Here is a 1,004-nt window from a genome sequence, read left to right as displayed (position 1 = left end):
TATTTTAGCCCCTAATAAGTTCGGAGTGTTCTTTTAAATTTCAAACTAATATATTTGAAATATGAAATACAAGAAATGGGAGTTGTCCCAGAAGCTAGAAATCCTATCGGAATCTGAAGAATTTGGTATTGTAGAAACCTGTCGTAAACACGGAGTAAGCACAGGAAGCTTTTATAGCTGGAAGAAGAAGTTTGAACATAAGGGTGAGGCGGGTTTAAAAGTGAATTACGAAACTAAAAGTAAAGAGCTTAAGGAAGCTGAAGAAGAAAATTGAGTATTACGTAAACTTCTTAGTGATAGAGAGATTGAACTAGAGGTACAACGTGAACTTCTAAAAAAAAAGTTTGGAACGTCCGATCCAAGAAAGATTTAGTGAATATTATTCATAAAAAATATAAGTGTAGTAAGTCTAAGATTATAAAAATGGTAGGTATGGTTCCTAGCAGTTATTATAGAGAACCAAGTCTAGGTAGAAAGGGTAATAAACCCTCTAAATACACCTATCATCAATCCAAAGGGTTCGTGTCTCAAGAAGATGTAGTAAATGCGGTAAAAGACATTTTAAGACATGAATTTATAGACTGTGGCTACCGATTAATGACTAGTTATTTAAAGAAAGAAGGTTATAATATCAATCATAAGAAGTTATACCGAATTATGAAACAAGCAGGCTTATTGAAGCTTGAAAACAGAATAGACAGAAGTGGTTCTGGACGTAAATTTGTAAAATATAGAGTAGTGCATACCACTAGGCCTTTGGAGTGCTTAGAAATGGATATTAAAATGGTCTGGATTCCTCATGTTGGAAAGAATGCTTATCTACTCTCTATTATAGATATTCATTCACGTAGAATATTAAAGGATTATTTTTCATTTACCATAAAACAAAACCATGTAATAGCACTTCTATCCTCTTTATTTGAAGATTATAACTATCCTGAAAACATTGTTATTAGAAGTGATAATGGCAGTCAGTTTTTAGCTAAAAAAGTACGAGAATACTT

General features: G+C 32.3%; 2 protein-coding genes. Both read left to right on the top strand.

What is annotated here, in order from left to right:
- The first annotated feature begins 61 nt into the window (after positions 1 to 61).
- Positions 62 to 274, top strand: coding sequence for a transposase (locus FGM02_RS17890; RefSeq protein WP_243739453.1), 213 nt, complete (start codon positions 62 to 64; stop codon positions 272 to 274).
- Between the two features lie 158 nt (positions 275 to 432).
- Positions 433 to 1,004 (top strand): DDE-type integrase/transposase/recombinase (locus tag FGM02_RS17885; RefSeq protein WP_243739452.1); only part of this gene is annotated, 572 nt, incomplete at its 3' end.

This window comes from Flavicella sediminum (genome assembly GCF_006381105.1).
Classification (GTDB): Bacteria; Bacteroidota; Bacteroidia; order Flavobacteriales; family Flavobacteriaceae; genus Flavicella; species Flavicella sediminum.
This window is presented reverse-complemented; position numbering and strand designations above follow the sequence as displayed.

Bases quoted from the DNA above. Each gene is read 5' to 3' on its own strand.
- FGM02_RS17890 (WP_243739453.1), top strand. From the start codon at position 62: ATGAAATACAAGAAATGGGAGTTGTCCCAGAAGCTAGAAATCCTATCG.